The sequence below is a fragment of the Sneathiella sp. genome, assembly GCF_047631475.1.
GTDB lineage: Bacteria > Pseudomonadota > Alphaproteobacteria > Sneathiellales > Sneathiellaceae > Sneathiella.
Window position 1 is genome coordinate 1 of the sequence record NZ_JBLHZT010000072.1, and the last position, 7,730, is coordinate 7,730.

General features: G+C 46.5%; 6 protein-coding genes and 1 pseudogene. 5 read left to right on the forward strand and 2 right to left on the reverse strand.

All coding sequences use genetic code 11. The annotated features are described in order from the left end of the window. From ACJAYR_RS17655 to ACJAYR_RS17675, 5 genes and pseudogenes are all read left to right on the forward strand, one after another. Window positions 1-185 (forward strand): annotated as a pseudogene (locus tag ACJAYR_RS17655) (aromatic ring-hydroxylating dioxygenase subunit alpha); the annotation flags it as partial. 481 nt (window positions 186-666) lie between these two features. After that, window positions 667-1,161: a hypothetical protein gene (locus tag ACJAYR_RS17660; RefSeq protein ID WP_415237820.1), complete on the forward strand. Its 495-nt coding sequence runs from the start codon at window positions 667-669 to the stop codon at window positions 1,159-1,161. Between the two features lie 62 nt (window positions 1,162-1,223). Further along, the gene (locus ACJAYR_RS17665; protein WP_415237821.1) at window positions 1,224-1,811 is read left to right on the forward strand and encodes a hypothetical protein; all 588 of its coding nucleotides are present in this window, start codon (window positions 1,224-1,226) and stop codon (window positions 1,809-1,811) included. A 397-nt stretch (window positions 1,812-2,208) separates the two neighbouring features. Beyond that, complete coding sequence (locus ACJAYR_RS17670) at window positions 2,209-4,590, forward strand: cache domain-containing protein (protein WP_415237822.1); 2,382 nt, start codon at window positions 2,209-2,211, stop codon at window positions 4,588-4,590. 554 nt (window positions 4,591-5,144) lie between these two features. Continuing rightward, on the forward strand, window positions 5,145-6,164 hold the full coding sequence (locus ACJAYR_RS17675) for a GlxA family transcriptional regulator (protein ID WP_415237823.1): 1,020 nt from the start codon (window positions 5,145-5,147) through the stop codon (window positions 6,162-6,164). Window positions 6,165-6,419: 255 nt separating this feature from the next. Here ACJAYR_RS17675 and ACJAYR_RS17680 read toward each other — a convergent pair whose 3' ends face one another. Beyond that, a complete protein-coding gene (locus ACJAYR_RS17680) occupies window positions 6,420-6,710 on the reverse strand; it encodes a cupin domain-containing protein (RefSeq protein WP_415237824.1) in 291 nt (96 codons plus the stop codon). 385 nt (window positions 6,711-7,095) lie between these two features. Further along, window positions 7,096-7,644 carry a hypothetical protein gene (locus ACJAYR_RS17685; RefSeq protein WP_415237825.1) on the reverse strand — a complete coding sequence of 183 codons (549 nt, stop codon included), beginning with the start codon at window positions 7,642-7,644 and terminating at the stop codon, window positions 7,096-7,098. Window positions 7,645-7,730: the final 86 nt, after the last annotated feature.

The following is a 7,730-nucleotide window of genomic DNA, read 5'->3' on the forward strand; positions in this document are numbered from 1 at the left end:
AAGCAGATACAAAGAAAGATGCTGACTTTGTCAAAAATGCGGGATTGGATGAAGACCGTGACGCAGCGAAATCCATTCAAGACTCACTGGAGACCGGGGCTAATGAGTTTTTGACATTTGGACAATGTGAAAGTGCGATCGTTCATTTCCACAAACATCTGGATGATCAGATAGCGTGCCTTTAATCCTGTAGGTTAAAGGGTCTGATCCGTAAAAGATTTTCACTTTCAGATCCTTTACACCTTCGAGTGTTGGCGTTTCAAAGCGCCTGACTTAAGAGAATGGGACGCGATCGGTGCAAGATTGTGATTTCAATTAGGGTTTACTGCCTGATTTTTATTTTCGAGCGGCGAGAGAACGATCCTTCAGCTGACGTCATCAAATGCAGCAACCGGAGGGCGGTGAAGACTATACTCGAGAAATACCCGTCTCTTTCTTGCCTAAGTTAGAACCGTTCTTTAAGACTGCGGTATTTAGTGTTATACTCTAATATACTCTGTTTTTAACATTTGGAGGCTGATCCAATTTTGTTGAAAACATCTTTAATCTGAGCGTTGAGGAAGGGCGATCCGCCGGGATTTCGGTGGTGTTGAGTGAATGGCCCCTTGCTCTCAGTACTGCACCCATGCTGTATACACTGCCAAGCTCATGCGAAGGACATTGGTGATGTTATTCCCGAAACAATGTGTGCTGGTATTATTTCTGGCCTTTTCCATGTTTCTGTCAAGCGGGCAAAGCCTGAAGGCTGATGCGTTGTTGGATGGCAAGGTGTTCATAGGAAAAATCGGGCCTGAAGAAGCACCGGATCTACCAGACAGCCTCCATTTTAAGGGGGGATACTTCTGGTCTGACATATGCACTCGCTGCGGATTCCAGCCAGGTGTCTACAGTTCGGAAAGGATGGAAAACGGAATTGCTTTTACGGGTATATTGGAGAGTGAAAGCCGCGGACAGTTTAAATATAAAGGCCTCGTACGTGCGAACGGGACCATTGAGGTGGCAATTGAATGGGAACGTCGACGCTGGTATTGGACATCACGGCGAGAGATAGCCTTTCGGGGTGTGGCCTCTTTGTCCAGCAAAACGGTATCCCTGGAGGAAATCAGAAAAGATATGGATCGCGTAAGCACAGATACCAATCCCTTATGTACACGGTTTTGAAAAAAGTTTGGACGATGCGGAAGGCCTTGGTCCTTTACGCTATCCTCCTGATTGGGGGATGGATGGTAGGTGATACTCTGCAAAACATCGTCGTCCCTGAAATGCGACCCATGAATGAGCCAACCATACATCGTATTGTAATGAGCGCCCTTTTTCTGTTTGTATTGACGGCGGCGATCCCATTCGTGCCCGGTGCTGAAATTGGGTTCGCTCTTCTTTTAATTTTTGGAGGGAAAGCTGCGCCCATGGTTTATCTTGGTATGGTTGGCGCCCTCATTTTTGCATATTGCGTTGCCCGGCTCGTGCCAGCCCAGAAACTTTGCAGTTTATTGCGTTGGGCCGGTCTAGCAAAGGCGGCAGACCTTGTTTGCGAGATCGAAGAAACCCAACTTCAGGATCGCGCTTTGTTGGTTGGGAAAAAATTGCCCAAATCATTTGGTGGAACAGTGATTAGAAATCGATATGTGCTGCTTGCGATGGCAATCAACACTCCAGGAAATTCATTGCTTGGCGGCGGTGGTGGCTTGGCATTTATTGCAGCAAGGTCGGGGCTCTTTGGCTTCTGGGCTTACTCATTGGTTGTTCTTTTAGCCGTTGCTCCATTCCCCCTTTTTTACATTCTTGTTTCTCCAGCCATCGGTTGGCCGTGATCACAGGATTTTTGATTAGACACTTAGATATCAACTAGGTCAGACGAAAAAGCGCCTCAGCGCCGCTTTACCAAGCGGGTCGAGAGTGAAACATGGACAACAGGATACCGACGGCCATGGAGTAGAGTGATCAGAAAGCCGAGGTAAATGCAGCTCCGTGGGGATCTTGTGTTTCGGATAGCCGCGAGGGCATGCCTTGCCTTTGCAACCGCTCGGTTCGCCGGCGCATGGCTAACCTTTTGGAAGAGCGATATACTTTGGCAGTGAAGGGGGCGTGAAGGTATAATAACCTGTTATCGGTGGGCGAGGCCTGCCTCTATTGACATTTATTGTCCGTATATTCAGTATATTCAATAATACTTGATAATTTTGTGCGCGTGTCAGTTGGGACCGTAGAATGTCGAAGCCCTCCTTAAGCAAGGCTCTTGCCCTCAGACTGATGGTCGTCTCGATCTTGACAACCCTTACGTTAGGCGGTTTGTGGGTCTATAGCGTTTACGACAACTATAATGAACTTATCGATAGCATTCGGCAAAATTATATCAGTCAGCAGAAACACTTCATAAAAAACATTGTTGAAAGTTCTGAACGGGTAATTAACGCACATATTGCCAAAGCTCAGAAAAGGAGTGTCGCGGCGACCGCGTCAGAGGTCAAAACAGAGGCGTTAGAGGAACTTGCTCATATTCGATATACGGGAAATGGATATGTGTTTGCGGCGACCTGGGACGGAGAGTCCCTTGCAGGCCCCGCTAAAGGGAGGAATGTTCTAGCCGCAAAAGATGTCAACGGTATCTTGGTTGTTCAGGAACTCATCAGGATTTCGAAGAACGGCGGTGGATATTTTACTTATCATATTCCGCCTTCAACAGGGGCTGAGCCGGTAGCGAAAATCAGCTATGTCGTCGGCATCCCGGAATGGCAGTGGTATATCGGCGCCGGTTTTGATCTTCTTGAGCTGGAGGCGCAGGTTGCCGCCTTGCAGAAGAAAAGCAGGCAGGACCGTAACTTTGTCCTTATTCTTGTCTTTAGCGTCATTGTTGTTTTGATCCTTGCGATTTTCCTATCCACCCGAACAGAAATCGGCAGAATTCGAAAAAATTACCAACGGTTCATGGATTTTTTCAAAAATGCGGACCCTCAGAATTCCAAAATAGATACGGCAAGCATGCGGTTTGTGGAGTTTGAGGAAATTGCCACCGCCGCAAATGAGATGGTTGAGAGGCGCCTTCAAGCTGAAGAAGCGCTCCACGAAAGCCAGGAACGGTTATCTCATCATTTTCAAAATACCCCTCTTGGCAGTATTTCTTTTGATACAGACTTTCGTATTACCGAATGGAACGTCGCTGCCAAAACCATTTTCGGGTTTTCCGCCGATGAAGTCGTTGGAGAATATGTGGCAGACATTCTTCTTCCTCCAACCGTTACGGAAGATGTTGGTCAGATCTGGCAACTATTGCTTGAAAACAAAGGTGGAACCAGATCGACAAACGAAAATATAACCAAGGATGGGCGCATCATTTTGTGTGATTGGTATAACACTTCAATATTGGGAAAAAGTGGCAAGGTGATTGGCGTCATGTCCCTTGTCCAAGACATCACAGAACGAAAATTGCTTGAGGAACAGGTCAATCGTTCCCAAAAACTGGAAGCTGTTGGACAGCTGACCGGCGGTATCGCGCATGATTTTAATAATCTGATGGCCGTTATGATGGGCAACCTTGAATTGGTTTTGGAACAATTGGGCCCGGATACCCCGTTACGCAAGAATATCGAAAATGCATTAAAGGCTGTGGCGCGTGGATCGACCTTGACCAAACAATTGCTGTCATTCTCGCGCCGGCAGGTATTGTCTCCTGCGGATACGAACATCCAGCAACTGGTTGAGGATACACTTGACTTGTTGGAAAGAACATTGGGCGAGGATATTCAACTCGTTCGGCAATATGATGATGAGAACATGTTTGTGAATATCGATGGTGATATTTTCAGCAATGCCCTTGTTAATTTGGCTCTGAATGCGCGAGATGCTATGCCTGACGGTGGAAGGCTCACCATCCGTTTGACTACTGCTCACTTTACTGACGGAACGGTGGGGCTGAATAATGAACCGATCTGTGGATCTTTCGTACTAATCACTGTTGCGGATACGGGTTGCGGGATGAGCAATGAGATATTGGGGCAGGTTCTTGAACCCTTCTTTACGACGAAAGAAGTGGGTAAGGGAAGCGGGTTAGGGTTGAGCATGGCCTATGGCTTTGTGACTCAATCGGACGGATATCTTGACATTGCCAGTACAGAGGGAGAGGGGACAACAATATCAATCTACCTTCCCTTATCTGAAAGTAAACTGGCGGCTCAGGAAAGCGACGTTGTGCCAATTCCTGAACTGACGGTGGATAGGACCATTCTTCTGGTGGAAGATGACCAACAAGTAAGAGAGACAACATCGGCAACCTTGACGGATCTCGGCTATACGGTATTGGAGGCAATGGACGGCGCTTCCGCCTTGGCCATGCTTGAACACAGAGCAAGCGATATCGATCTGGTCTTAAGTGATGTGATCATGCCGAATGGAATGAGCGGTATTGATCTGGCAAAACAAATTGCTGTTGATTACCGCCCTTTAAAAATTCTTCTGACGTCTGGCTATCCGGATAAAATTGCGGATCAGCATGAAATCAATACATTAGATATTCAATTGCTTGCTAAGCCCTTTACCAGGGCGCAACTGGTTGCGGCGATAAAAAGTGTGTCGTCTGAAGATCCAACGGCTTGAGACGCTGCTGTATCTGTTTTCCCGGGGTAAAAATTTTCTGAATTACGATCCAAAAACAAATCTCACTCCTGTCACACTCTTTACGTTTCATCCATCCAGTCCTTCATTGGGTATTATCAATGGTGTCTCTAATTTTAGTAAGCGGATCAACGATTTACGAACTAAGGTGCAGGTTTATTCGAAGTCGGCAGAGCAAGTGTTGTTGTCTTTTTCCAATTTTATTAGGTCTTCGAACGTTCGAGTTTAGAAATTTCTCTTTTTGAAAAGAGCACCATCAGGGCCCAGGCAGACGATGTTATCCCACGCTGAATTGTTCACTTTCCGGCCTCTGTTTTCTGGCATCTTGCTTGCGCTCTGACCGTTGGCAGAAAAACGTGTGTTTTCGTATTGCGCTCTTCTGTGTATGAGAAATAATCTTTTTATAGCAGACAAGAAAATGTGCATAAAAATATCTCCTAACTGTTTCATTGATCAAACATTAGGAAGTTTTAATATTGTGCGTAAGAGGCAGAAAGTTTAAAATAGGGGCAGATTCACCAACGCATAACAATATCATGGCATCACCCACTTCAATTTTAATTATGGCCACGCAACATACCAGTGCGTCGAGCTTGTTTGGTCTTTTTGATACGCTCAATGCGGCGGGTAAAGATTGGGAAATGCTTGTGAGTGGTGAAGATGAGCTTCCTGTCTTCGATGTGAAACTGGTTGGTCCAACTCTGAAACCCTTTTCCTGTGGAAGCGGATTACTTATTGCACCGGACGTGACATTTGACGACGTCACTGATAGCGATCTGATTGTTGTGCCAGGTCTAAACATATCCCCGCTGGAACGGATAGATCTTTCCCAGCATGTTGGCGTTAAATGGTTAAGGGGTAAAAAAGATACGGAAGCGCGTATCGTTTCGGCCTGCACGGGCGCTGTATACTTAGCGGAGGTTGGGCTTCTCGATGGCGTTGAAGCTGCCACACATTGGGCGTTCGAGACTTTATTTCGAAGGCATTACCCAAAGGTTCGATTGCGTCTGGATCGCGGTATCTGTTTTGCGGAAGCTGATCATGGCGTTGTGACATCTGGTGGCAGCACTGGCTGGCAGGAGCTTGCCCTTTTCCTGATTGCGAATTACGGCGGACTACAGCAAGCTGCAAAAACGGCCAAGGTCTGGCTCATGGCAGATCGCGGTGAACTACAGGCGCCGTTTGCATCAATGATCAAATTTAATCAACATGCTGATACGGTCATTGAAGCCGCTCAAATCTGGATTGGAGAAAACTATTCTCAAGAAAACCCAGTTGGGCATTTGGTGAATAACTCCGGTTTACCCCCAACAACATTTGCACGGCGTTTTCGGAATGCGACTGGCAAAAGCCCGCTTGAGTATGTTCAGGCATTGCGGGTCGAAGAGGCCCGACAGCTTTTGGAAACTACACAGGATGGAGTTTCCAAGATAGGGGAGCAAGTTGGTTATTCTGATACAGCTTCGTTTCGCCGCCTGTTTAAAAAACGAACGGGGCTGTCACCTGCTGAGCACCGCAGAATGTTCGGGGCCGCGCGGTTCGCGCGATATACATAAGCGGATACTTAGGGGCCGTACCAAATTTTAAAGACGCTTTTGGATGTCGCTTTCGCCGTCGCAATAATTATTGGTGGAGTTCTACAAGGCAGGATGTTTGTGGCAGTCAACAGACCGGTTCGAACGGTTTTAGGAAAACGCGCTGAAAGTGTTAGACGCCATGTTTCCTGGGTTGTAAGCGACAGATTTTTTTATTGTTCTTTTCTCAACTCTACCCGACACAAGGTCACTTGACTGCTTCGACAATTCCGCCTCTCAGCTTTGTTTGAACTCAACTTCTATGAAAACAAACTCGAAGTCATTGATGTTTATAACATTGTGCACGACACCTAAATCACGAAAATAAGGAACACCCGCTGTCAGGTCAGCAATATGTTCTTTCCCATTGGGCTCCTGCATTTTCAACTGACCTGAGACCATGGGCACAACCATGTAATCCATTTCGTGGCGGTGCCAGCCTGTCTCATTCCCGGGGGCGAAACGCCATTCTGTCGTTCGGGTGCAATTGTTATCGATTTGCAGCGTTGATACAGGTTGGTTAGACATGCGGTAATACCCTTTATTGCTTGTTGGCGTGTAAGATATCTGAGCAATTTTCATTTGCGGACGTCTCACGGGTCTTTGAATATTTTGATCCTAGTTTATTGAAACGCAACCTTCCAGATTGCCTTCGTTAAACAGACGATAAAGTGTGATGTCCTCAAACTCAATGGAATGTTCCATGGGTTCGATGCCGCCAATGTCATTTGGGGGATGCTGAATGTCCCAAAACGGGTCTGTATTTCATCATTTTCTGTGATGATATCATGTGCATCCAACTGAAATCAGGGATCCCACGGCATGAGTAAGGTGACACTGATGAGGGGATTATAACTGACAAAAAAATTTGTGAATAACGGTGCTTAAGTTGTCAAATGCGTCTCGTTCGCGATCAGGGCACGTCCACTACAACAGGGTAGATGTCCTGGAGGGTAAATCCTTCTTGCTGAACGCCGCGGCCAAATTGTTCCAGCGAAATAGGTTCACCGTAGCCCAATAACCGATCAACTGTCTGGCCATCTGTCGAGAACGGCATGACTAGCCGAAGCCAGCAACGGTCCTCTTCTCCAAATAGTGGTTTTAATGCCTTTATGCTACTTACGTCCTGAAAAATGCAATGCGGTTCGCCAGTCTTTACAACCGTGCGGTAAAAGTTCATTGATTTTTGTGAACGGTCAACGGGGATTACTTCACTCACCCGTTTTCGGGTGAGCTCCACTGAATAAGCATCGACAATGTTCGTGCCAAAAACACGATACTCAAAATCTTCACCGTCTTTGATAACAGTGATTGCATTCAGGAAGCCCATACCATATGCCGCGTTTTTGACGTCGAAATCTCTCCAGATTGGAAGGTTGCTGTTGTTTTTAAGCTCAAGCCAAAGTCCCAGGATTTTTTCAAACCGCTCACCATAATCACCCATATTGAGTTTGATCTGCATGGCGTCCTCACTCTCCAACCGATCAACAACGGGTATTCATTTATGTTGGTTGGACTATCTCTAATATACCCTCATTTGGCCAAATA

Bases quoted from the DNA above. Each gene is read 5' to 3' on its own strand.
- ACJAYR_RS17665 (WP_415237821.1), top strand. From the start codon at position 1,224: ATGGTAGGTGATACTCTGCAAAACATCGTCGTCCCTGAAATGCGACCC.
- ACJAYR_RS17680 (WP_415237824.1), bottom strand. From the start codon at position 6,710: ATGTCTAACCAACCTGTATCAACGCTGCAAATCGATAACAATTGCACC.
- ACJAYR_RS17675 (WP_415237823.1), top strand. From the start codon at position 5,145: ATGGCATCACCCACTTCAATTTTAATTATGGCCACGCAACATACCAGT.
- ACJAYR_RS17685 (WP_415237825.1), bottom strand. From the start codon at position 7,644: ATGCAGATCAAACTCAATATGGGTGATTATGGTGAGCGGTTTGAAAAA.
- ACJAYR_RS17660 (WP_415237820.1), top strand. From the start codon at position 667: ATGTTATTCCCGAAACAATGTGTGCTGGTATTATTTCTGGCCTTTTCC.
- ACJAYR_RS17670 (WP_415237822.1), top strand. From the start codon at position 2,209: ATGTCGAAGCCCTCCTTAAGCAAGGCTCTTGCCCTCAGACTGATGGTC.